Here is a 24,348-nt window from a genome sequence, read left to right as displayed (position 1 = left end):
GTTAAATTGGTATACATTGTGGTAATATTAAAACGTCAAATTGGTTGATCATCGTGCTGGGTTTAAGTATATTAATGTCAAAGGTCACATAAAATATACATCAGCATAACAAGCTAACACACTAAAATCACACAACAACAACCAGCGGAGAATTCAAATGTCGTTGAAGTCACGAGATAACAATAATTCTACAACAGGGCAGTTTGCAATGCGCCCAGTTGCAAAATGGGTAAGAACAGCGGTCATCGCAGGTATGGCAAGTTCTTGCGTATTTACAGCAAGCGCACAGGAAGATCAGGGAAAAGCGACAGAAGTTGAAGAAGACGTTGAAATAATTAGTGTTACAGGTACACGTAGAACGATACAAGATCAAATAGCAATTAAACGTGAAGCAACAACGGTAGTTGATGGTCTGTCATCTGAAGATATTGGTGATTTACCAGCACTGTCTATCGGTGAAGCACTAGAATCAATTACAGGTGCTGCATCTCACCGTGAAAACGGTGGTGCTACAGAAATCACTATCCGTGGTCTTGGTCCATTTTTAAGTGCAACACACATTAATGGTCGTGAAGCGACTAATGGTAGTGGTGACCGCTCAGTTAACTTTTCGCAGTTCCCTTCTGAACTTGTAAAAAAAGTAGCGATATATAAAACGCAAGATGCGTCAATGATTGAAGGTGGTGTTGCAGGTGTTATTGCACTTGAAACTATAACTCCACTTGATTTTGGCAAACAACGTGTATCAGCTGAGGTTAAATTAAACTATAACCCAGACGAAGGTAATGTAGATAACTCGCTGCAAAGTGACGCGGGTTACCGTGGCACGTTTAGTTATGTTGATCAGTTTGAATTTGATAACGGCCAAGCCGTTGGTGTGTCTTTTGGTGTGCAGCGCCAAGAAATTAGTCAACCAGAGGCTGAATACAGAAGCTCTAGCCCATCAGGTTCTTCATTATGGGCATGTTTAAACGATCCGACTAATACCAATGAAGGTTTTTATCGCAGCAGCGCAGGCGACTGTGAAGACCAAGTTAATGGCAGTAGTAACCAAGGTTACGATACAGAAATTGATCCAGAAACAGGTAAAGCAGTAAGTGATGGGACTCCTTATGCTTGGACTGGCAGTAGCCGAAGCTTTCGTCAAAACGAGACATCTGATGAACGTGATGCAGTATTTTTTGCACTGCAATACCAACCGTCAGCTGATTGGGATGTTAACTTTGATGCACAAATTTCAGATAGAACACAACAAGAAGCACGCCACGATTTAATCTTTTTACAAAAACGTGCAACACCAGGTGTAACCGGTCCAACACTTGTAACTAACGATGTAGGCGGTATTTTACATTGGGAAGGTGAAGAGCGTATTGAATCAGCGGGTGAGCAATTTTCTCGTGAAGAAAACTACCAAGGTTACGGCATAAATATAGAACATACAGTTACCGATAGATTAACTGTTGACTTAGATTTAGCGTATTCAAAAACTGAACGTGAAGAACTTCAAATATCTAACCGTGGTAGAACCTCAAGCCAAACTTTCTTTTCTTGGGATATGGGCGATGAAATCCCTCATTTCACATTAACAGATTTTGACGTAACAGATATTTCAAACTTTACAGATAGCCTAAGAACACGACTTGACCGTGAAAATGTTCGTGAAAACGAAGTTATCTCAGCACGATTAGATTTTGACTATGCGCTAGATGGTAACGTTATTACAAGTATTCAAGGTGGTATTAGAACATCTGAAATGACCTTCCTACAGTATGGTGGTAGCCAAGGTAACGGTTCAAGAAACGAATTTACACTAGACTCTGGTACTGAAGCGCTTGACGTATTACAAGGTTGTCAAATCGATTTCCCTGAATCAGGCTTTTTATCGAGTGTATCTGATGGTGATATCGTAACAAATATTGATAGTGACGGTAACGTTGTAGCTAGCGGTACAGGTTCATCATGGGCTACATACGACAACGTATGTTTCTCACAAGCTGTAGCTGGTTCTAACGCTGATGGTGTGTTTGCTTACCCAGAAGTGGAATATGAAAATGCAGGTACAATTGATGTAACAGAAAAAACAACATCAGTGTACTTAATGGCTAATTACGATACAGAAATGTTTGGTAAATTCATTCGCGGTAACTTTGGTCTTCGTATTGTAGACACAGATGTAACTTCGATTGGTTTTAGAAATAGCTTTGATGTTGTAACAAGTGATACCGGTGTACTGTCTCTAGTTGAGTCTGATAACGGTTCACTGGATAAAATAAAAAGTGGTGGCGATTACACTAAGTATTTACCAAGCTTTAACCTAGTTATTGATTACAGCGAAGATATTTTATTCCGAGCAGGTATATACCGTGGTATGTCACGCGCAAATCCATCTAATTTAGGTTATAGCCGTACATTCCAAGAAGATACAGAAGGTACAGCAACATCAATCAGCGATTTATTAGTGGGTGTAAATGGTTCTGGTAATCCAGACACTCAACCACTTATGTCTTGGAACTACGACGCTGCGTTTGAATGGTACCCTAACGAAGATTCAATCTTAGCGTTAAGCTTATACTACAAACAGTTCAATGGCGGTTTTCAACAACAAACCGTAATTGAAGATTTTACTGTTGCCGGTGAAACAGTTTCACTACCAATCACCAACTCTGTTACGTCAGACGAGGACAGTGAAATACTAGGTCTTGAAGCTTCATTTTCTTACCGCTGGGATAATGGCATCGGTATGAAATTTGGTTACAACTATGCAGACACTGACTTTGAGTTCCAAGATAGCTTATACGGCGATACGTTTGTTACTGATGTAGACGGTAATACTACACAATTAACTGACGGTATTGTTGAGTCGGCTTCAGTACCTGGCTTCTCAAAGCATGTATTTAGCAGCCAGCTGTACTACCAAATTGGTGGGTTTGATACTGCCGTTATTTACAAATATCGTAGTGAGTATTTCCAACCATATACTACAAATGGTACTCGACTTCGTTATGTTGATTCTGTAGGCGTATGGGAAATGCGCGCATCATACAAAATTGATGAGCACTTTAGAGTTAAAGCAGAAGCAATTAACTTGTTCAGCGCACCTAAATCACAAGATTTCTTTGTTGAAGGAAACTTAGGTGAAGTGAATGACTACGGCCCACGCTTATTCTTAGGTTTAAGCTACAAGCTGTAATAATAGTTAAACATTAAATCTCATTAAAAAGGCGGTTTTACCGCCTTTTTTTGATCCCTAAATTCTTCAATTTTATATTTTCAATAACGCTAATAAATAGTACTCAACACAGTTCGCTTTCTAATAACGCTTCTTGACTGAAAAAAATTGGTTAACCAATAATGCCATTTATTAAGTGTGTACAACATCATCGGTTTCTCTTGCCAAAATTATTTCATTTTTAAAACACTAACTCTTTTAACCCTTGTAATTGATAGCTCAATTTCTAATTAAATTTAAAATCAATAAATAACATGAACTTAAAATCTACTTTATGATTTTAATTTAAAGGTTAGGTAGGTTTTTCTATTTTGGTAATAACATATTGCATAATATTTGATCTAAATTCATTACCAAAAGGTTGACCTTTTTATGGTTGGGTGTAAATATAAAGTTAAGGGTTTGTAATAATTAAGGGCTTTTAATAAAAACAATAAAGTAGCTGGTTAAACATAGCATTTCACACACACAGGAAAAAAACTATGAGTCACAAGTTATCTAAAATTACACTGGCAGTTATATCGGCAACCGCACTTGGTATGTCTTTGTCTACACAGGCGCAAGAAGCTCCAAAAAAAGCTGCAGACGATCTTGAGGTTATTGAGGTTTCAGGCATTCGACAATCGCTTACAAATGCGCTTGCACAAAAGCGTTCAGCAGATAGCCTTGTTGAGATTATTGAGGCTGTCGATATTGGTAAGCTACCAGATCAAAACCTCGCAGAAGTACTTGAAAATGTAACGGGGATTCAAATTACCCGTGAAGCAGGGGTAGGTACGGGCGTTCAAATTCGTGGTACCAATGCTAATCGTACAGAAGTGAACGGCGTATCAACAGTTGGCTCTGGGTCTGGGCGAAGTGGCATTAGTTTTGAAGATGTATCAGCTGCAATCATCTCCGGTGTAGAAGTAATTAAGTCACCTGAAGCAAAAACAATCGAAGGCTCTGTGGGCGCAACAATAAACCTTAAAACAATTCGCCCGTTACAGTTAAATGAAACTCTAGGCTCAATTAGAGTTCAAGGTGAAGATAGTAGCTTATCAACAGATGGTGTTACTCCTAGGGTATCGGGTGCTTGGGGTGATAACTGGGAGCTTGATTCTGGCGGTAAGTTTGGTGTTGTATTTAGTGGTAGTTACAGTGAGCAAGACGTAACCGCATTTCGTCCTCGTGCTGATAGAGATAATTCGGTAGCCGCTGATAGTGGTGCTGCAAGTGCACAATCGTTTGATTTTCTACCAGTACAATTTTTGATTCAAGATTACGATAATTACGAATACGAGACAAAAAACTTCGCAGGTACATTTGAATATGCACCAAACGATAATATGAAATTCTTTTTTGATGCAGTTGTTAACGATCAAGAGCGCCGCCAAGAAAGCTCAAGAGTACAAGCATCTGGCCTAAGTGATCTTAGAAATGTATCAATACCGAGTGAATTTGAAACAGTTAATTTTGGTTCTCTTGACGGACAAAACCTAGGCAGCATACAAGCGGCCGTAAAAGGCGTGATTCCGGTTGAAGACGGTGGTGGCGATCCTAATTTACGTTTTTCTAGCGATACTAATTCACGCATAACAAAAAGCAAAATATTTAGAATAGGGGGCGAATGGCAAGGCGATAGATTATTTGCAAGTATTGAAGCCTCAACTTCTCGTTCTGATTCAACTACACCAAGCTTTAATACAACGCTTAATTTTATAAATCCAAATGTCGCTACTAATTCGTCAAATGAAAACGGTACTCCTTTTGAGTATGATCTTACAGGTGATGCACTTACATTTGGTATTGCAACGGGGGAGGCAAACGCACCAACAATGGCTCAATTACTCGACCCTGCAAATGTTGTTCTACGTGACGTAAACCAAGGGCAAGATGAGTCAGAAAATACAGAAGATGCGTTTCGTACAGATTTTACATATTACTTAGATGATGTAATAACGTCAGTCGATTTTGGTTACCGCTACAGTAAAACGAGCAGTATGTCGGATCAAGTTCGCTCTAACGTTGGTTTAAGAAATATGGCTGATAGCCCAACGGGTGATTTATTTGCACAATTATTAACAGCGGGCCCAGATAACTTTAATGATGGTGATGGGCGAGCACTTTATATTCGTGATTTCTTACTTATAAACCCAGAGCTTGCATCCTCTGATCCACAAGCTGTATTAGCAGCACTTAACCAAGCGATTGAAGCTAATAATGCAATAACAGGTTCTGATCGTGGTCCAATAAGTTCACCAACGTCTCAAGTAAATGCGTTTTTTGATATTGAAGAAGAAACACATGCCTTATATGCACAAGCTAATTTTGAGTATGGCATGTTTCGCGGTAACTTTGGCTTACGTTATTTAGAGACTGAAGTTACATCGCTAGGTAACTCTGTTACTCAAGATGGAAGTGGCAACGAACTGGTGACTCAAGTAACGTCAAAAGGTGATTACGATTTCTTTTTACCACGATTTAATTTAGCCGCGAATGTAAGTGAAGATGTGATTGTTCGTCTAGGTTGGTCAAAAGATATCAGACGCCCAGATTTTGATGACCTATCTACATCCGTTACGTTTGGCACCAGCCCTAATAGTGCAGTTTCAATAGGTAACTCAGGCTTAGAGCCAGAAGAAGTAACCTCTTTCGATATATCCACTGATTGGTATTTTGCACCCGCTGCTTTATTAAGTGTGGGGTACTTTCATAAAACACGTAGCGATTTGCACGTTACACAGCAAGTTGACCCATTTGAAGACCCAAATACAGGCTTTCGCGATACAAATGGTCCTGAATGTGAAGGCGGCGGCATATTTAACCCAATTGCTGACATAAACGTATTTGGCCCAGATGCTGGTGTAGGGTTATGTGTACCAACACAAACTACTATTAATGATTCTGGCGAAACAACACAGCAAGGCATCGAGCTTGCAGCTCAATACGACTTATCAAATTTTGAAAAAGAGCTAGGCTGGGCATCAGGTTTTGGTGTTGTTGCTAACTACACCTATCAAGAATTTTCTGGTGGTGAATCATTTGACACCGCAACGAGTCGTGCAAATGCTGTTTTTGCATTAACAACCGGTAACCCGGATGCAGACATCAGTGCTAAGCAATCACTCATTGATCTGTCAGAAAACGCATATAACATCACATTTTACTATGAGAAATACGGTCTATCTGCTCGAGCGCGTTACACGTGGCGCGAAGGGTACCGTTCAACTGACTTTGGTAGCACTTCAAGCTTCCCATGGGGTTTCCCTGTTGTACAAGAAGACAGAGGGCAGCTTAATGCCAGCATAAGTTATGATGTGAACGATCAGCTAAATATCGGTATTGAAGCCGTTAACTTAACTGAGTCAGAAGTTAGCCAGTCTTGTGTAAACGAAGGTGCTTTACTTTGTTTCCAAGGTATTACAGACCGCCGTATTACATTTGGCGCAAGCTATAGATTTTAAAGGTTATAGTTAAATCGAGTCTATAAGTGTGTGTATTTAAAGACGCTAAAAGCAAGCCACCTGGCTTGCTTTTTTTTAACTATAATTAGTTAACATTTACAAAAATGATTTATTCCACTTTGTATTTTACTTATCAATACCGTTAAAGCGGCAATGTCTTGCGACACTGCCACCAGTAATTATACCAACCTGCATAAATCTTTGATCAATTTAACGAATTAAATTGCACTATAACGTCGTTAAAAATTTTTTATTTAGAACATAGATACAAAAATTTTTGCCTAGTTCTAGCGTAATTTTCTTAACGTTAAATAGACCCCGTATATAAGCAGGTTGGTATTATTATCGAGATAGTATTAAACCAATACCGTTACTTCTTAACCTTGCCCTTAAGAACATAAATTTCACCATCGAAACTGCCTTGTATCGTCAGTCCTTGGCTTGCCAACTCTTGCAAATATTCAACATGATCATCAGTAATATGCTGGCCTGGGACTAAAAGCGGAATGCCCGGTGGGTATGGAGTAACTAAACCTGCACAAATGCGGTTGTTACTTTTGCTAATAGGCACAGATTCGCGGTCGCCATAAAAAGCATCGCTTGGAATACACGCCAAGTCTATGGCTGGTAAATTTTCAGGTAAGCGAGCTTTACGCGTCGATTTCGATAGTTTTACTTTACCGCTGTCTAGCTTTTTCAATGCATTGTACAAACGAATTATTTTTGAGCGTGTGCCGCCAAGCGTCAGTAAAACCAAAATGGTGCTGTGTGTGTATTTTTCTATCTCTAGCCCAATTTCATCCAGTAGATATTTATGAATATCTTTTAATGAGTAAGGTAGCTCACTAATATCAATAAGGATCTTTAATGGATCGTGACCCATATTATCACCACTAAAATGCGGGAATATTTCCATAAAGTCTTGCTTAGCTAATACTTTAATTTGCTTAAGCGAGGCCATCTGTTGTTTAAACTCTTCAACATGATTTAGCAGCGCATTGAGGAGCTTATAGCCTTCCATCTCTAATTGCTTTTGGCACACGTCAAGCGATGCAATAAGCTGATATTTAGGCGATGTACTAGCGTAGATACTATAAATCTCTCGAAAGAAATCGGCATCAAAATCGGGGTCGTTAATATGAATATAAGACGCTTGAGAAAACGCCGATACTACTTTATGCGCCGAATGCGTAATGTAGTCAGCCCCAGCATGTATTGCAGAATAATGACGAAAGCTAGGATGAAACAAAGAGTATGCAAACCAGGCTTCATCTATAAACACCTTGATACCATATTGATGAGCATAATCTACGACTTGTTTCAGGTCGCTAAGTAGGCCATCGTAGGTACAACCGGTAAGCACTAGTAATTTAGCATCAGTATTGTTTTCAATTGCTAACTTGATGTCGGCCAACGACGGTGGCGCGAAAATACCATATTTTGGATTTAAAATACTCGCCAAATAAATGGGGTAGCTAGCTGATTGCAAGATGCCATAGTGTACTGATTTATGGCAATTACGGTCGACAATTACTTTATCTCCCTTGCGCAGGAGTGTCTGCAAAATGATTTTATTTGAGGTAGATGAACCATTTGTAACAAAGTAGGTGTGCTTAACTTCAAACGTCGCCGCTGCTGATTCTTGAGCGCGACCAATGGTATTAGTGCTGTCTGACAATGAACCTAGCGAGTCTACCGAAACCGACAGGTCGCCAACAAATACATTGCGGCCGTAAAACTGATAAAAATCTTTGATGTAAGGTGAGTTTCTAAAGCTAGAACCCCCACTATGACCCGGTGTATGCCAAGAGTCGTTTGCTTCACCAACGTAACGACGATATGCCGTCCAAAATGGCGTTTCAGAGCGGTCGTCAAAATCGTTAATCATATAGCCTAAAATAGCTTCTGGGTCAGAAATCACTTCATCTTTAAAAAAGAATGATTCGATTTCTTCTGATTCGTTTACGATCTCCAGCCCTTTAGTGTCGTCGCCAATAACATAAACCGGTAACTCAAGACGAATTGCCTTTAAATCCTCGATAAAGCGGCTATACATCCGCTCACCCACTTTGTTGTGCATATCCCAGCTAAGAACTACGGCTTGAATATCACCATCTTCCTCTACACATTCCAGCGCGTGTTTAAGCTCGCGGCATTCAATAATATCGATATGAATATCGTCTCGCTCAAAGTTAGGAATGGTCTTTGACAGATTCGTTGAAAGCCCTTGTAAAGTGGCTGGGTCTTGTTCAATTATCAAGATACGAAGTAGAGGTAGCATAAAGGGTTTCGCAATATAATTTTATAATGCCCACTAGCATAACCAAAGGAGTGAGCGTTGTGAAATTAATACTTTGATAATGTTCTATTAATAGTCACATTCTGCGGGTTATCTAAATTAAATTACAAAAATATTGCTAGGCCTTGGGTTAAAAATACGACTCAATTTATTGTTAGTGAGCGTTTAGTTAATGCGGCGCAATTTATTTAATAATATAGAATCGACTGGCAGCTAAACGATTAGCTATCTTATCACTAGAGTTCGAATAGAAGTGTGCTAGCCAAGGTTTAACCTGTTAGTTATCAAATACGATAACTTGATTTTTACCAGCACTTTTAGCTTGATATAACAGTTTATCTGCGTTTTCATATAATTTTTCAAACTTACAGTGTTTTGTATCGCCTTTATCTACACCAGCACTAATTGTAACTCTTTGCAATTCAGGTGATATATCAGTTAAATTAAGACTCGCAATTGCCTCTACAAGCCGTTGTGAAATCATTTTTACAATTTCAACATCATGGCTAGGAAAGAAAACTACAAACTCTTCTCCGCCATATCGCCCTACAATATCTTTCTCTCTAGTTTGAAATTTTAGAGCATGGGCTACTCTTTGAAGGACTTTGTCACCAGCATTATGTCCAAATTGATCATTGATGAGTTTAAAGTTATCTATATCTGCAATTAGTAAAAAGCCGCTTTGTTTATCTAAGCGTGAAACTTGTTCATGGAAGCCTCTCCTATTTAATACTTTTGTCAAAGGGTCGATTAACGATTCATTAGTGATGGTTATATTTAGTCGTTTTAATCTTTTAATATGTCGAAATGAGAAAAGTAAAATTAGAATGAAAAGGCTAAGATTAATGAACAGAATTATATTTAACCTAATATGATCAGCCGCTTTGTTTTGCCAATCTATTTCGCTTGGAAATGCAAAGCTACTGAATAAAGAAAGGCTAATTAGTGCTAAATTTAAAATATACATTTTTTGATAAAGTAGAAACACAAATTAGGCAACTTATAAATGAATGTAATAATAGACCTTGAATACCAATACTTCAATAGGGCCCAATCATCTTTGCATCAGATACATCTAGCAAAACACCCCATGAAACAACCAGGTATAAAAATCCAATTAAGAGTAGAGATAAAGATATCGTTTCAGGCTTCAACTTAGTTACATACGTTGAAAATAAAATTATAAGAAGTAATGAGCTTATAGAAGATAAAACAGTCATCGGCTCAAACCAAAAACTTGGGGCCTCAATAAAAGAATGATTTTCATTAGCTTCCCAAAACTCAGGAAAGGTCAAAACCTGTAAAAGATCGACATTTGAAAATATGATCAAAAGTTCTTCAAATGTTACTCCCGCAACAGACTCGTTAAAAGCAATAAAGGTGATAAAGCCATTTGAAAGCCAGATACAGAAGGCTGAAGTAATTGCTAAAAGCAAATTGTATAATTGAGTTTTACCACTATAGCTTTTCAACTCGTTATTCCGTTTTTTCTTTAAACTCACACAAGTCTTCAATAATACAGCTGCCACACTTTGGTTTACGTGCTACGCAGGTGTAACGTCCGTGCAGTATCAGCCAATGATGCACGTCTACTTTAAATTCTTTTGGTACAACCTTTTCAAGCTTTTTTTCTACAGCTACAACATCTTTACCCATGGCAAGCTTTGTACGGTTAGATACACGAAATATGTGTGTATCTACGGCTATTACAGGCCAGCCAAAGGCGGTATTGAGTACAACATTAGCGGTTTTACGGCCAACGCCTGGTAGGGCTTCTAGGGCTTCACGATTTTCTGGCACGATGCTGTTATGTTCATCCACCAAAATTTGGCACATTTTGTACACGTTGGCAGCTTTAGAATTAAATAAGCCGATGGTTTTTATATAATCACGCAGTGTATCGTGACCTAAGTCTAAAATGGCTTGTGGCGTATTGGCAACAGGGAACAACTTTCGAGTGGCTTTATTAACGCCTACATCGGTTGCTTGCGCTGAGAGGGTTACCGCTACTAGTAACTCAAATGGGCTTGAATATTCAAGCTCTGTAACTGGATGTGGGTTATCGTCGCGTAGGCGCGACAGTATTTGGTGACGTTTGTCTTTATTCATGCAACTTAAAACGTATTAGTGCTAATTGTTGCTCTAATACGTTTTCCCCTTAAGTTAAGCTAGTAACACGTGCTCGAGGGCCTTTTTCAGCCTCTGGCGGTGCAACTTGTTTTGATTTTATTTGTGCGTCAATTACGTTTTTTGCAGCAATAAGCAGCCCAAGCCCTAAAAAGGCACCCGGTGGTAAAATTGCCAGTAAAAATTGGTTATCAAAGTTAAATACTTCTATGCGCAAGCTCTGTGCCCATGGGCCAAGTAATAAGTCGGCACCGTCAAACAGCGTACCTTGGCCGATTAGTTCGCGCATAGTACCTAATACTAACAGTACAGCCATAAAGCCTAAGCCCATCATTAAGCCGTCAAATGCTGATAAATGAACAGGGTTTTTAGAGGCGTATGCTTCGGCGCGGCCAATAATGGCGCAGTTAGTTACAATCAACGGGATAAAAATCCCTAATGATTGATATAAACCAAAGGTATAAGCGTTCATGAGTAATTGAACTATTGTTACAAAGCCCGCGATGATCATTACAAATACAGGTATTCGAATATCTTTTGGCACCCAGTTACGCACAATTGATACGGTAACATTTGAGCCTATTAGTACGAGTAAAGTTGCTAAGCCTAAACCTAAGGCATTTGTTACAGTTGAGGTAACGGCAAGCAGTGGACATAAACCTAAAAGCTGCACAAGGGCAGGGTTATTTACCCATACACCTTCTTTGTATAATGTTTTTAACTCACTCATTTAGCTACCTCCATACATTCGGCATTAGGTGCTGCAAAAATATCATCAAAATTAGTTTGTGCGAACAATACGGCATTTTTAACAGAGCCCACAACAGCACGTGGCGTTATGGTTGCACCTGTAAATTGATCAAACTGGCCGCCATCTTTTTTTACAGCCCAGCGAGCGTCTTCTTCGCCTTCAACCGTTAAGCTTTTGAATGTTGTGATCCAAAGTGATTTTTTAACTTCGACTTTGTCACCTAAACCAGGGGTTTCTTCGTGTTTAGTCGTACGAACGCCAGCAATAGTGCCATCGCTCAATACCGCTGTTAATAAGTTAATATCGCCACTGTAGCCGTTTGGCGTAACATGCCTAATAACAACAGCGACTGGTTTATTGTTTTTACGAGCACGGTAAATTACTTGATTTGCGTGTGGGCCTAGTTTTTCGTCAGTAATAATTACGCAATCTTGTGATAATTGATTGTCGTACGATTTTGGGTCGAGCACTTCTTGTAACTGCGCAGTGAGTTGCAGTTGTTCTTGCTCTGCAATTTTATCGGCAGTAAGCGCATTGATAGAGGCAACTAAGCCCGTCGTAGCTAACGCAAACGCAGTTAAAATAGCACCATTTTTAGCCATTGACGAAATGATCATTTTACTGCTCCATGGCCATAAGTACGCGGTTGTGTGTAGTAGTCTATTAGCGGCACTGCAATATTAATCAGTAATACGCTAAATGCGATAGCATCAGGAAAACCACCAAAGGTACGAATTAAATAAATTAGTAAGCCAATTAGCGCGCCATAAATTAAGCGCCCTTTGTTAGTTGTTGCTGCAGATACCGGATCGGTTGCTATGAAAAAAGCCCCCATCATAGTGGCACCACTTAATAAGTGAAATAGGGTGCCCGGCTCTGTACCAGGTGATGCGATATAACCAATAGCACTACATACAGCTAAACTTACGATAAAACTAACAGGAATATGCCAGTTAATTATTTTTGCTTTTAATAAGTATAAACCACCCACTAAAAAGCCCAAGTTAACCCACAACCAACCAAGGCCAGCCCATTCGTTAAATATTGGCTTTTGCATGCTTTCGGTAACGGTTAAACCGTGTGCTATGTCTGTTTTAACAGTATCCAGCGGGGTTGCCATTGTTAGGCCATCAACCCCTGCACGTACTTGATCTAGACTAAACCCAGAGGCCGTAAAATCGGTAAATATTAACCTTAACTGATCACCAAAGCCTATTGGCGTATTTATTAAATCGGTAACAGGCAACCATGCGGTCATTTGTACCGGAAACGAAACTAAAAGCAGTACATAAGCCGCCATTGCTGGATTGAATAAGTTAAAACCAAGGCCACCATAAAGCTGTTTAACTATAACAATAGAAAATAAACAGCCAATAATAATTATCCACCAAGGGGCAAGTGGAGGAATACTCAATGCCAACAGTACGGCAGTAAGCCACGCACTACCATCACTTAATGCAGGCCAAACAGGGCGCTTTCTTATTAGCATTATTGCTGCTTCAAATATGCTTACAGCAACAAGCGCTAGTACTAGTTGAATAAGCACACCTGTACCAAAAAAGAAAACTTGAGCAATTAGCCCAGGAATACACGCAGCAATAACGCTAAGCATTAATCGCGTTAACGATTTGTGGCTGTGATTATGCGGTGAACTGGCCATGGTTAATTTCATGACTGATTATTTCCTTCTTTTTGTAACTTTTTAGCTTTTGCTCTCGCAATTGCAGCAGCCACGGCGGCTTTTTTCTTATCGTCGGCTGATTTAGGTTTATCTGCTTCAGTAGAATTGAATGAGTCATCGGTGTTACTTTCTGCACTTTTAGGTGCTGCGCTATCAACTTGTAGCTCTTGGGGCTGAGTTTGTTCGGTATCCTCAAGTGCTTTAGCTGCTTTTTTAGCTTTAGCACGAGCTATGGCCGCCGCTACCGCTGCCTTTTTATCATCAACAGGGGCATCAGTTTGTGGCTCTTCACTCACGGATTGCTCGGCTTCTTCTAATGCTTTAGCCGCTTTTTTAGCTTTAGCACGTGCAATGGCAGCGGCTACGGCTGCCTTTTTGTCATCAACAGGCTCATCGCTTTGTGGCGCTTCACTCACGACTTGCTCAGAGTCTTCTAATGCTTTAGCCGCTTTTTTAGCTTTAGCGCGAGCAATGGCAGCCGCTACCGCTGCTTTTTTGTCATCAATAGGCTCATCGCTTTGTGGCGCTTCACTCACGGATTGCTTAGCGTCTTCTAATGCTTTAGCCGCTTTTTTAGCTTTAGCACGAGCAATGGCAGCAGCTACGGCTGTCTTTTTGTCATCAACAGGTGCCACGCTTTGTGGCTCTTCACTTACTGCCTGCTCAGTCACTTCACTTGCTTGTGCCGCCTTTTTAGCTTTAGCTCGAGCAATGGCCGCAGCTACCGCTGCTTTTTTATCATCAACAGGGGTATCGCTTTGTGATTCGTCACTTGCAGCTTGTTCAGCGTTATCTAATGCTTGTGCTGCTTTTTTAGCTTTAGCTCGAGCAATGGCTGCAGCGACTGCTGATTTTTTATCATCAACGGGTGCAGTCTCGGCCGATTCATCTGTTTGCGATTTTTGCTCTTTATATTTGCGCGCTTGTTCTTTACGTAGTGCGCGCTCTTTTGCTACTTCGCTGTTATCTGGCTCTAGTTCTTCGCCTTGTTGCTTTTTAGCTTTAGCGCGTGCAATAGCGGCAGCAACAGCAGATTTTTCATCGCCGTTATCTGATTTATTTTTAACACGGGCTAGTGCCTCAGCTACTTTTTGTTTTTCGTCAGCAGACTTAGCAGCAGGTTTACGTTTATGGCGGTTTTGGCGTTCTTCTTGCTCACGCTCTAAACGTTCTTTTCGGGCATCAAAACGCTCTTTTGCTCTGTCGGCTTTAATTTTGTCAGCTTGTTGTTCTTTAATTTCAACTTTGGCTATACGGTAGTACTGTACAAGAGGGATTTCGCTTGGGCACACATATGCACAAGCACCACATTCAATACAGTCAAATAAATTGTGTTCTTGTAGTTTGTCGTACTCTTTTGATTTAGCAAACCACTGTAATTGCTGTGGCAATAAAGAAGCAGGGCAGGCATCGGCACAAGCACTACAACGAATGCAGGCTTTTTCAGGGCCGGGTTCTGCTAGCTCTTTATGATCGGGCGCTAAAATACAGTTAGTTGTTTTAACTATGCCAATACGTACTGTGGGTAGCGTAAATCCCATCATCGGGCCGCCCATCACAACACTTTGCTGAGGTACAGGCGAGAACCCTTGGCAATCAAGTAAGTGCTTTATTTCAGTGCCAAGTAGTGCCCATACATTTCCAGGCTTATGAATAGTGTTACCTGTTACTGTAACTATACGCTCAATTAGCGGTTTGCCTTCATAAACGGCTTGTTGTACGGCAAACAAAGTACCCGTGTTGTGCACTAAAATACCAATATCGGCAGGAATACCAATGCTAGGAACTTCACGGTTGGTAAGTAATTTAATTAACTGCTTTTCACCGCCAGAGGGGTAAATAGTGGGCACCGTTTGAATAATTATTTTTGAGTTATGCTCAGCTGCTTGCTTCATTGCTGCAATAGCTTCTGGCTTATTATCTTCTATACCCACAATGCACAGTGTTGGGTTTAAAAGCTGCTGCATAATTTCAATGCCTTGGATAACTTCTTTAGCGTGTTCGCGCATTAAAACGTCATCGGCAGTAATATAAGGTTCGCACTCAACAGCATTTACAATCAAAAATTCGATAGGTTGCTTAGTATCTGCTTTTACATAAGTAGGAAAACCAGCACCACCCATACCGCTAATACCGGCTTGGTGAATAATATTTATAAGATCGTCATGACTAAGCTCAGCAGGATTTTTATTTTTATTTAGAGCTACCCATTCGTCTTTGCCGTCTGGTTCAATAATAACACTTAGTTCTGGCAGGGCCGATGGATGTGCTGATGGCATAGGTGCAATATCAGTAACCACACCAGAGCTTGGCGCATGCACAGGTACCGACCAGTTAGCAGCAGGCTCTGTTAGTGGTTGGCCTTTTAAGACGTGTTGGCCTTTTTCTACAAGTAACTTACCGTTTGCGCCTATATGCTGCTTAAGCGCAACAATGAGTTTATCGGGCAAAGGTAGGCGAGTGATACTCGCACTATTAGAGAGTGATTTTTGTTGTGGTGGGTGTATGCCGCCAGGAAATGCCCACACGGTGCCTTTTTTTATTTGTTCAAGTAACTTGTCCACTCAAACCTCTAATCTATTTGTGTAACAGGAATAGCGTCTAGCTGCCATTTCCAGTTTTGTTTAGTTTCGGCTACAGGTAGCATATCAATGCAATCTACAGGGCAAGGCTCAACACATAAATCACAGCCAGTACATTCATCAATTAACACGGTATGCATTTGACGAGTTGCGCCTAAAATAGCGTCAACTGGGCAGGCTTGAATACATTTGGTACAGCCAATACATTCATCTTCGCGAATATAAGCCACTGTTTTTATAGGTTCTGCTTGCTCGCCACCGGCAAGTGGTTTTTCATCAACCCCCATTAAGCCGGCAAGCTTTTTCATGGTAGATTCTCCGCCTGGTGGGCATTTATTTATTTCATCGCCATTAGCTATGGCTTCGGCGTAAGGGCGACAACCCGGGTAGCCACATTGTCCGCATTGAGTTTGCGGTAAAATAGTATCAATTTGCTCAACAATAGGGTTACCTTCAACGCGAAAGCGAATTGCTGCAAACCCTAAAATAAGTCCAAAAATGAGTGCTAGCGAACCAATCGCTATCAAGGCATAAAACAAGGTCATATTAAAACTTCACTAATCCAGTAAAACCCATAAACGCCATCGACATTAAGCCTGCAGTGATCATTGCAATAGAGGCGCCTTTAAAAGGCGTAGGAACGTCAGCAGCTGCTAAACGCTCTCGTAGTGCTGCAAACAATACAAGCACTAAAGAAAAACCAACCGCAGCACCAAAACCATATACCGCAGATTGTAAAAACGAATGATCTTCTTTGATATTTAATAAAGCCACACCTAATACCGCACAGTTAGTGGTGATCAGCGGTAAAAATATGCCTAATAAACGATATAGGGTAGGGCTGGTTTTACGCACAACCATTTCGGTAAATTGCACTACAACGGCAATCACTAAAATAAAGCTCATGGTGCGTAAAAAGGCGATATCCAGAGGGATTAAAATATATTGATTAACTAAATAGCTAGTTACAGAGGCAAGGGTAAGCACAAACGTGGTTGCCAAAGACATACCAATCGCCGTATCAAGCTTACCTGATACGCCCATAAACGGACATAAGCCTAAAAATTGTACTAATACAAAGTTATTAACCAGAACGGTTCCAATCAATAACAAGACATATTCTGTCATGTGTGCCTCACGCTATTAAAGTCCTGCTTATTATCCTTTTTTCTGCCCCGATAAACAACATTTGCGAGTCGTTATCAGTTAAATAAACGCAAGGACAAACATATTGATCACAAGGCTGTAAAATTAATGTGATTTTGATGTAAGGAATTAGTCAAATAGCAGAAACAAAAAAAGAGCAACGAATGCTCTTTTTTGTATTAATTGAAAACTAATTAAATGTCTTTAGGTTTTTCTATGTAATAACCTTGAACGCCATCTAAACACAACGTTTCTATAATGTGTTTCTCTTCTTGGCTCTCAACGCCTTCAGCAAATACGCTAACACCAATGCGGTGGGCTAAATCGACCATTAAGCGCATAAAGTACTGATTATTTTTATCATCTTCTAGGCCGCGAGTATAACTTGCATCCATTTTAATAAAATCAGGTTTTAAATCGCGGAAAAACTTAAATGAAGTTAAGCCAACACCAAAACGTTCAACTGTAACGCGTGCGCCAACACGGTGAACCATGTCGATAAAGCGCTTACTAGCCTTGATGTTTTGCTGTAAACCAAACTCGCTTACCTCAAATACTAGTTTAGATGCAATATGCGTATCTTTCAATAATCGGCGCTCTAGCCAAATTACAAACTGATCGTTGTGTGCACTTGAGGCTGTTACGTTTAAACCAAAAAACTTTTCAGATAAATTACGGCTTTTAACTTTTTCAAGAGAAGAGTCGATGATCAGGCGATCAATTTCTATTGCCATATCAAGTTTTTCGGCCATTGCTAAAAAAGAAGCGGTAGGCAGTACTTGATTGTCTTCTGTTTTAAATCGAACTTGTACTTCAGCGTAGGCTTTTATGCTTTTACCAAGCGGCATAATGTTTTGCATCACTAAATGCACACGCTTAGATTCAATAACTTCCTTAATAACCTTACGCCAGTTTTGATTACCAAACCCCGCACTTACGTTATTAACTAAATCGGTTTCGCGTTGTACGTGCCATGCATTAACTTGCTTTGACTGCGCCATGCTCATCGCGTTATCAACAACAGAAAGTAGTTCGCCTAACGGTTTTCCTTTTTCGTAACCTACAATACCCGTATTAGCTACCGAGCTTAACTCTTGGTTTTGTTGGTACTGCGTGAAGCGCGATTGCAGGTTTTCACCAAAGCGCTCAGCTTCTTTTAAAGGAATGTGGGGGAGTACTACCGCAAAATCAGAGCTGTTTAATCTAAATACTTGGCTACCCGTGTAAGTGCCGCTTATGTGCTTAATAATATCGGCAACGCCTTTAACGTACTCGTCACCTTTTTGATAACCACGGCTTTGGTTTATAGCTTGTAGTTCGCTACAACGAACCATAGCTAAAGAGCCAAATGTACTTTGCTCAGTGTTTTCAATATTTTTTTCGTAGTACTCAACAAACATATTACGATTACCAAGCGAGGTAATTACATCTTTGTACGCTTCATGCTTGATAGTCATAGCAGCGCTTTGTATGTCTTCGTTTTTGTTTTTTAAAAAATGCGATAATCGATTAAAGCTAGGTACTAAATCTTTTCCCATTTTTTTCAATCGAGTGCCATCTAATGCTGCTTCTAAATCATTATCAACTTGGTTTTGATTGATATAAATATCGATAATGTCAGCAACTGTTGTACTTATATTTTTATTTAAATGGTAAAAAATAGATTTCATTAGAATTATTGGAATAATAACTAAAATGGCAGAAATCAAAATAACAATAAAAAGGGACGTTTGTAGCTGCGACGCTAAATGCTCAATGTTAAGTACAAATTCAACTTTTATATCTGCGGCATCGTTTACAGCAAACTGTGGGCGTACAGAGTTAAAGTTAGAGAGTACAAAATCAGCAAACATTGGTAATTGAGTAGGGGGGTTAATGCTAAATACTTCAGCACCTTGGTAATCTCTTAGAGTAAAGCTTGAAAACGTATTACCATCTGCAATTGATTGTTTTAAATTTTGAGCAGAAATATCGTCTAAAGAAAGGTCATTAATATACTTAGTGACAGTTGTTTGTGCATTTTTTTGTGCATCACTTACCGCAGTATCAAAGCTTATAGATATGAAGTAGCTTCCTGCTGCAACACACAATAACCAAGAGATAATTTGTATAAAAATAAGTTTTTTAAATCCAGCCATGTTTTCAGTCTTTTAATAATCAAAAGGGAAGGAATCAAGTCCTTGATTAATAAACTAAGTACAGCGCATTAAAGAATTAAACTAATGCTTTAGTTATATAAGGAAGAGTAGTGGAAATAGCTTGGAATGTCTATGAAATTCTTAGAATTGGCTCCCCCTCCCCGACTCGAACGGGGGACCTGCGGATTAACAGTCCGTCGCTCTAACCAACTGAGCTAAGGGGGAACTAAAGTACTGATATTATTATGATGATTTGGCTCCCCCTCCCCGACTCGAACGGGGGACCTGCGGATTAACAGTCCGTCGCTCTAACCAACTGAGCTAAGGGGGAACTACATCATAAACATAAACTTGGCTCCCCCTCCCCGACTCGAACGGGGGACCTGCGGATTAACAGTCCGTCGCTCTAACCAACTGAGCTAAGGGGGAATCGTTTATGGTTGAAAAACTTGGCTCCCCCTCCCCGACTCGAACGGGGGACCTGCGGATTAACAGTCCGTCGCTCTAACCAACTGAGCTAAGGGGGAAGCGTCTTGCCTTTCAACGGGGCGAAATATTAATGACCGAGCCGCAAAGTGTCAACATATAAAAGTCATAAATTGAAAAAAGAGGTTTATTCGTTGTTTTTGTGTTCGATCTGCGTGATTTATAGCTCTATTAAAGCTATTTTTTTGAGAATTTAAGAATACTAATGCGAGTTTTATTATTGTTGAGTCTTTAAATTGGTTAAATTAAACACGCCATTAAAGCCACTTGTAATTAAAAAACAACTCAAAAACATAAAATTTCATTTTTTACTTTCGGGTATTCTTCGTATTTATTTACTTTTTTATTTTAATTTTCTAAAAATATACCTGCACGAATAGTCATAAAAGTATTTTTCCCCTTAATAGTGATCCAATTTTGATCTATAAATTGAGCATTTATTATCTTCGCTCAAAAATAGAACAATCAATAACTTAACTTTGTATTAAACGTTTTTTATTTACTAACGTATAACTATGTTAAGAAGAAAAATCGGCAAGCTTGCGTTTTCAGTGTGAGTTTATAAAAATGCCACAATTAGCAAATCAACAATTGGTTGGACCTCAGCGAAAATTGCGAGTCTCTCAAGGCCTTTATAAATGCGGCTTTGAATGAGTTATCCACGGTTTCTGTGGATAACTCTGTTTATGAAACTTTAAGAACATCATCGGCACCAATGTTTTAGGGTGCTACAACGATTTCAAGCTTTTAAATCACTATTTTTTATTCATTGTAAAACAGTGGGTTATGTTTTGGTGGCTAATAGATGTAACTCCATGAATGAATTTTTTCGTAACGATAAACCAAGTAGTTGCTTTGTGTAAAAAAGCATCAGATAACACAGGGTGTTTGTAATAAAAGTTATAAAAATGTGTTTTAATTGTTTTTTGGCGTGTTTAGGCTCTATTTTAACAAAAAGATGTAAAAACCAAGTTTTACTATTTTTTAGAATATTTACTTCCGTAATTACATCAATTGTGGTGATAAATCCGTGGCTTGAACTGCCTTGATGCTTTAAAATGATTCGTTCAGTAAAAGAGGCCTATTTATTTCATGCGCGCAATTTCAAAATCTCAGACTCGCCCAGATTTACTAAACGATCCTATCTTGCCTACATTAAAGACGATGACCATACCGATGATATTCGGCATGATCACACTAATGATGTTCAATATTGTAGACACCTTTTTTATAAGCTTACTTGGCACCGAACCACTAGCTGCCGTGAGCTTTACATTTCCGGTTACTTTTACCGTTATCAGCTTAGCAATAGGGCTGGGGATCGGTACATCAGCAGTAATAGCGAAAGCGCTCGGCAGTAATAAAATTGATGAAGCACGTTTTGATGCCAGTATTTCTTTAATGGTTGGTGTGGTTCTGGTTATTGTGTTGTCATCTGTTGGATATTTACTGATTGACCCCATATTTACTTTGCTAGGAGCGGGCGCGCAAGTATTGCCGTTAATACACGAATACATGAATGTATGGTTTATCGGTAGCGTATTTTTAATAACCCCAATGATTGGTAATTCGGTACTGCGTGCCAGCGGTGATACCAAAACGCCAAGTATAGTAATGGGCGGAGCAGGGCTGATAAACGCCGTACTTGACCCAATACTTATATTTGGCTTTGGGCCGGTACCCGCGTTAGGAATTCAAGGCGCTGCCATAGCAAGTGTTGTTGCATGGTCGGTCGCTGTGGTTATTATTTTATATATATTAGCGGTTAAAAAACGTTTGTTGAGTCTAAAAGCGGGCAAGCAAACTGTAACTGGCGCTATTCGTAAAATATTAAAAATTGGTTTACCTGCTGCCGGCGCAAACATGCTTACACCTGTTGCAATGGCGGTAATGACCGCCTTAGTAGCGCATCATGGGCCAGAAGCCGTGGCCGCATTTGGAGTAGGAAGCCGGATAGAATCTATTGCAAGTATTTTAGTGCTTGCGCTATCGATGACATTACCGCCATTTGTGAGTCAAAACTTTGGGGCTGGCAAATTATGCCGTGTTAAAGAAGCGTATACCGGCACACTAAAATTTGTGATGGTATGGCAATTTGCCATTTACGTATTACTAATTGCATTTTCAGGTGTAATAAGCCAATTATTTGGTAAAGAACAAGCCGTAATAGATGTAATTAAGCTCTTTATTTATACCATCCCACTAAGCTATGGCTTACAAGGGGTGATCATATTATCAAACTCATCGTTTAACGCTTTACACAAACCAATGAACGCATTGGTACTAAGCGTTATTCGTTTATTCATATTTTATGTACCATTTGCTTATATCGGCAACGAAATAGCCGGATTATTAGGGTTATTTATAGGCGCTGCCATAGGTAATTTATTTACAGCAATAGTGGCATATAAATGGTTTATGAAAAAACTAGAAGCGCTGAGCGGCGAATCGTTACAGGAGTGCAATAATTGAGCGACCATTTTCAGTTAAAATCACATTTCAAACCAGCAGGCGATCAGCCTACCGCCATTAAACAGCTATGCGAAGGGTTAGAAGCGGGGCTTGCACACCAAACGTTATTAGGTGCCACCGGTACAGGTAAAACCTTTACTATGGCCAATATTATTAGCGATTTAAATCGTCCAACAATAATAATGGCGCACAATAAAACATTGGCTGCGCAGCTATATGGCGAGATGAAAGAGTTTTTTCCTAAAAACGCGGTTGAATACTTTGTATCGTATTACGATTACTACCAGCCAGAAGCCTATGTTGTATCTAGCGACACATTTATTGAAAAAGATGCTTCGATAAATGAGCACATAGAGCAAATGCGTTTAAGTGCGACCAAAGCATTGCTTGAGCGTCGCGACACCATTATTGTGGCATCGGTATCGGCTATTTATGGTTTGGGTGACCCTAAATCGTACATGAAAATGATGCTACTTTTAAAAGTGGGCGAAAAAGTCGATCAACGCGACATGCTACGCCGTCTTGCTGAAATACAATATACCCGTAATGATATAGATTTTAGCCGAGGTACATACCGTGTACGTGGCGAAGTAGTTGACATATTCCCAGCAGAATCAGACACTTTTGCTGTACGTGTAGAAATGTTTGATGATGAAATAGAGCGCTTAAGTATTTTTGACCCGCTTACCGGTGCAATTGAAAAGCATATAGTGCGCGCTACTATTTATCCTAAAACGCACTATGTTACCCCGCGTGAAAAGATACTTGGCGCTATCGAAAAAATAAAAGAAGAACTAAAAGAGCGACGCGCCCAGTTACTCAGTGCAAACAAGTTAGTAGAAGAGCAACGTGTAGCACAGCGAACGCAATACGATATAGAAATGATGACCGAGCTTGGTTATTGCTCGGGTATAGAAAACTACAGCCGCTATTTATCTGGGCGTACGCCAGGCGATCCGCCGCCAACATTGCTTGATTACCTACCTGATGACGCATTAATGATTATTGATGAATCGCATGTAACCGTATCGCAAATTGGTGCAATGTATAAAGGCGACAGAAGCCGTAAAGAAAACCTTGTTGAGTATGGTTTTAGAATGCCCTCAGCAATGGATAATAGGCCACTGCGTTTTGAAGAATTTGAAGCCATAGCACCACAAACTATTTATGTATCGGCAACGCCTGGCGACTTTGAGTTAGAGCGCTGCGCGGGCGAAATAGCAGAGCAAGTAATTCGCCCAACAGGGCTGCTCGACCCACTTATAGAAGTACGTCCTGTGGGCGATCAGGTTGATGATTTACTCTCAGAAATATACAAAAGTGTGGAGAAGGGCGAACGCGTACTGGTAACTACACTTACTAAACGTATGTCTGAGGATTTAACAGACTACCTAAGCGAGCATAATGTAAAAGTACGTTACTTACATTCAGACATTGATACCGTTGAGCGCGTAGAAATAATTCGTGACTTACGAGCAGGCGTGTTTGATGTGTTAGTGGGTATTAACTTACTGCGAGAAGGACTTGATATGCCAGAAGTGGCACTTGTTGCCATACTTGATGCTGACAAAGAGGGTTTTTTACGCTCGGCTCGCTCGCTGATACAAACCATTGGCCGTGCTGCTCGTCACTTAGATGGCCGCGCTATTTTATATGGTGACAGAATTACAAAATCAATGGCAAAAGCCATGGACGAAACAGCACGCAGGCGCGAAATTCAGCATGCATACAATGTTGAGCACGGTATAGAGCCTCATGCTCTGGCTAAAAAAATACTTGATGTAATGGATGTAGGCGAGGAAGCGGCTCCTAAAGACAACCTTAAACTTATACGTAAAGAGTCTAAAAAGGTTCTTAGTGCGAAAGAAATTGCCGTGCAAATTAAGCAGCTTGAAACCAAAATGCATGCATACGCAAGCGACCTAGAATTTGAAAAAGCGGGCTCTGTTCGCGATGAAATACATGAACTACAACAACAGTTGATTAATTAA

15 protein-coding genes and 4 tRNA genes are annotated in these 24,348 nt (G+C 39.9%); 4 read left to right on the top strand and 15 right to left on the bottom strand.

The genetic code is table 11. The features are described from left to right. The first annotated feature begins 157 nt into the window (after positions 1-157). Positions 158-3,190 carry a TonB-dependent receptor gene (locus H5088_RS10050; RefSeq protein WP_182752797.1) on the top strand — a complete coding sequence of 1,011 codons (3,033 nt, stop codon included), beginning with the start codon at positions 158-160 and terminating at the stop codon, positions 3,188-3,190. Between the two features lie 521 nt (positions 3,191-3,711). Next, positions 3,712-6,675 (top strand): TonB-dependent receptor, encoded by a 2,964-nt coding sequence (locus H5088_RS10045; RefSeq protein ID WP_182752796.1) that lies wholly within the window; start codon positions 3,712-3,714, stop codon positions 6,673-6,675. 370 nt (positions 6,676-7,045) lie between these two features. On the opposite strand, the gene H5088_RS10040 is transcribed toward H5088_RS10045, so the two are convergent. The 15 genes from H5088_RS10040 to H5088_RS09970 all read right to left on the bottom strand — a co-directional run bounded on the left by H5088_RS10040 (position 7,046) and on the right by H5088_RS09970 (position 19,926). Continuing rightward, positions 7,046-8,956 (bottom strand): aminotransferase class I/II-fold pyridoxal phosphate-dependent enzyme, encoded by a 1,911-nt coding sequence (locus tag H5088_RS10040; protein ID WP_182752795.1) that lies wholly within the window; start codon positions 8,954-8,956, stop codon positions 7,046-7,048. A gap of 295 nt (positions 8,957-9,251) precedes the next feature. Further along, positions 9,252-9,962, bottom strand: coding sequence for a GGDEF domain-containing protein (locus tag H5088_RS10035; RefSeq protein ID WP_024598546.1), 711 nt, complete (start codon positions 9,960-9,962; stop codon positions 9,252-9,254). 52 nt (positions 9,963-10,014) lie between these two features. Next, positions 10,015-10,476 carry a hypothetical protein gene (locus H5088_RS10030; protein ID WP_182752794.1) on the bottom strand — a complete coding sequence of 154 codons (462 nt, stop codon included), beginning with the start codon at positions 10,474-10,476 and terminating at the stop codon, positions 10,015-10,017. Then, the gene (nth, locus tag H5088_RS10025) at positions 10,451-11,083 is read right to left on the bottom strand and encodes an endonuclease III (RefSeq protein ID WP_182752793.1); all 633 of its coding nucleotides are present in this window, start codon (positions 11,081-11,083) and stop codon (positions 10,451-10,453) included. The genes H5088_RS10030 and nth overlap by 26 nt, the downstream gene beginning before the upstream one ends. Before the next feature lie 49 nt (positions 11,084-11,132). After that, positions 11,133-11,831: an electron transport complex subunit E gene (locus H5088_RS10020; protein ID WP_002962263.1), complete on the bottom strand. Its 699-nt coding sequence runs from the start codon at positions 11,829-11,831 to the stop codon at positions 11,133-11,135. Next, positions 11,828-12,469, bottom strand: a complete 642-nt coding sequence (gene rsxG, locus H5088_RS10015; RefSeq protein WP_002962266.1) for an electron transport complex subunit RsxG — start codon at positions 12,467-12,469, stop codon at positions 11,828-11,830. The genes H5088_RS10020 and rsxG overlap by 4 nt, the downstream gene beginning before the upstream one ends. After that, on the bottom strand, positions 12,466-13,524 hold the full coding sequence (gene rsxD / locus H5088_RS10010; RefSeq protein WP_182752792.1) for an electron transport complex subunit RsxD: 1,059 nt from the start codon (positions 13,522-13,524) through the stop codon (positions 12,466-12,468). The genes rsxG and rsxD overlap by 4 nt, the downstream gene beginning before the upstream one ends. After that, complete coding sequence (rsxC, locus tag H5088_RS10005; protein ID WP_182752791.1) at positions 13,521-16,097, bottom strand: electron transport complex subunit RsxC; 2,577 nt, start codon at positions 16,095-16,097, stop codon at positions 13,521-13,523. Before rsxC ends, rsxD begins: the two co-directional genes overlap by 4 nt. 8 nt (positions 16,098-16,105) lie before the next feature. Continuing rightward, positions 16,106-16,660, bottom strand: coding sequence for an electron transport complex subunit RsxB (gene rsxB / locus H5088_RS10000; RefSeq protein ID WP_007585357.1), 555 nt, complete (start codon positions 16,658-16,660; stop codon positions 16,106-16,108). Between the two features lies 1 nt (position 16,661). Further along, positions 16,662-17,243 carry an electron transport complex subunit RsxA gene (gene rsxA / locus H5088_RS09995; protein ID WP_008172491.1) on the bottom strand — a complete coding sequence of 194 codons (582 nt, stop codon included), beginning with the start codon at positions 17,241-17,243 and terminating at the stop codon, positions 16,662-16,664. A gap of 212 nt (positions 17,244-17,455) precedes the next feature. Further along, entirely contained in the window at positions 17,456-19,399 is a 1,944-nt protein-coding gene (locus tag H5088_RS09990; protein ID WP_182752790.1) for an EAL domain-containing protein, read from the bottom strand. A 148-nt stretch (positions 19,400-19,547) separates the two neighbouring features. After that, positions 19,548-19,624 (bottom strand) — tRNA-Asn (locus tag H5088_RS09985). Positions 19,625-19,653: 29 nt separating this feature from the next. After that, positions 19,654-19,730, bottom strand: a tRNA-Asn gene (locus H5088_RS09980). Between the two features lie 21 nt (positions 19,731-19,751). Continuing rightward, positions 19,752-19,828, bottom strand: a tRNA-Asn gene (locus H5088_RS09975). A gap of 21 nt (positions 19,829-19,849) precedes the next feature. After that, positions 19,850-19,926 (bottom strand) — tRNA-Asn (locus H5088_RS09970). Between the two features lie 1,051 nt (positions 19,927-20,977). Here H5088_RS09970 and H5088_RS09965 point away from each other — a divergent pair. Together H5088_RS09965 and uvrB are read left to right on the top strand one after the other, a co-directional pair. Beyond that, a complete protein-coding gene (locus H5088_RS09965) occupies positions 20,978-22,357 on the top strand; it encodes an MATE family efflux transporter (protein WP_138489356.1) in 1,380 nt (459 codons plus the stop codon). Further along, positions 22,354-24,348, top strand: coding sequence for an excinuclease ABC subunit UvrB (gene uvrB / locus H5088_RS09960; RefSeq protein ID WP_039487290.1), 1,995 nt, complete (start codon positions 22,354-22,356; stop codon positions 24,346-24,348). Before H5088_RS09965 ends, uvrB begins: the two co-directional genes overlap by 4 nt.

Source organism: Pseudoalteromonas sp. SR43-3 (assembly GCF_014163875.1).
Classification (GTDB): Bacteria; Pseudomonadota; Gammaproteobacteria; order Enterobacterales; family Alteromonadaceae; genus Pseudoalteromonas; species Pseudoalteromonas distincta.
Note: the sequence above shows the minus strand (reverse complement) of the source record. Positions and strands in the feature narration are given on the sequence as shown.

Excerpts from the sequence above, each read along its gene's own strand:
- H5088_RS10050 (WP_182752797.1), top strand. The coding sequence starts at position 158 with ATGTCGTTGAAGTCACGAGATAACAATAATTCTACAACAGGGCAGTTT.
- H5088_RS10045 (WP_182752796.1), top strand. The coding sequence starts at position 3,712 with ATGAGTCACAAGTTATCTAAAATTACACTGGCAGTTATATCGGCAACC.
- H5088_RS10040 (WP_182752795.1), bottom strand. The coding sequence starts at position 8,956 with ATGCTACCTCTACTTCGTATCTTGATAATTGAACAAGACCCAGCCACT.
- nth (WP_182752793.1), bottom strand. The coding sequence starts at position 11,083 with ATGAATAAAGACAAACGTCACCAAATACTGTCGCGCCTACGCGACGAT.
- H5088_RS10020 (WP_002962263.1), bottom strand. The coding sequence starts at position 11,831 with ATGAGTGAGTTAAAAACATTATACAAAGAAGGTGTATGGGTAAATAAC.
- rsxG (WP_002962266.1), bottom strand. The coding sequence starts at position 12,469 with ATGATCATTTCGTCAATGGCTAAAAATGGTGCTATTTTAACTGCGTTT.
- rsxD (WP_182752792.1), bottom strand. The coding sequence starts at position 13,524 with ATGAAATTAACCATGGCCAGTTCACCGCATAATCACAGCCACAAATCG.
- rsxB (WP_007585357.1), bottom strand. The coding sequence starts at position 16,660 with ATGACCTTGTTTTATGCCTTGATAGCGATTGGTTCGCTAGCACTCATT.
- rsxA (WP_008172491.1), bottom strand. The coding sequence starts at position 17,243 with ATGACAGAATATGTCTTGTTATTGATTGGAACCGTTCTGGTTAATAAC.
- H5088_RS09990 (WP_182752790.1), bottom strand. The coding sequence starts at position 19,399 with ATGGCTGGATTTAAAAAACTTATTTTTATACAAATTATCTCTTGGTTA.
- H5088_RS09965 (WP_138489356.1), top strand. The coding sequence starts at position 20,978 with ATGCGCGCAATTTCAAAATCTCAGACTCGCCCAGATTTACTAAACGAT.